Origin of the sequence: Mesorhizobium sp. M1A.F.Ca.IN.022.07.1.1, from assembly GCF_003997575.1 — a bacterium.
Classification (GTDB): Bacteria; Pseudomonadota; Alphaproteobacteria; order Rhizobiales; family Rhizobiaceae; genus Mesorhizobium.
This window is the reverse complement of record NZ_RZST01000726.1, coordinates 1-543: the sequence shown is the minus strand read 5'-3', so window position 1 is coordinate 543 and position 543 is coordinate 1. Positions and strand designations below refer to the sequence as shown.

1 protein-coding gene is annotated in these 543 nt (G+C 63.7%); it reads right to left on the bottom strand.

Features of this window, described 5'->3' with window-relative positions; genetic code table 11:
* The coding region (locus tag EOA75_RS33650) for a contractile injection system protein, VgrG/Pvc8 family (protein ID WP_281058601.1) at window positions 1-537 on the bottom strand (537 nt) is incomplete at its 3' end.
* Between the last annotated feature and the right edge of the window lie 6 nt (window positions 538-543).

Genomic DNA, 543 nt, shown 5'->3' with positions numbered 1-543 from the left:
CACGAAGCCAGCCCGCGCGCCCCTAATGGCGAAGGTCGCGCCGTGCTCGCGCCCCAGCCTGTCGGCGAAGGCTAAGAAGCTTTCGTTGTCCTGCGCTTCATATTCCAGCTGCCGGCCGGCAAGCGAGGAATGCACCTTGATCGACAGACCGGCGTCGCCGGCGGCATCCTGGAGCACCCGTCCGAGCGTGGTCTTTTCCCAATGGCGATCGGTCGGCTGCTTGACCTTGCCTCTGAGGCTGGCCGAGCGCGCGGTGATGGAGAGCACGCTGCCCGAGCCGCGATCGAGAGACCAGTCGCAGGTGTCGACCTCGCCTTCGAAGCGGCGCATTGCGCCGCCTTCCCAGCCGAGCTCTATTCTTACCGGCGTGCCTGTCTTGGGAAACCGCACCGTCGCATCCTTGTCGTCGAGGATGAACGTCGCCGACTGCGTTGCTTCGATGCTCGACTTGGTGATCGACAGCGAGATCAGCAGCTGCACGAAACGGGAGGTGACATCCTGCCCACCGACCACGACGCGGAAATGACCTTTTCTCATTTTGCC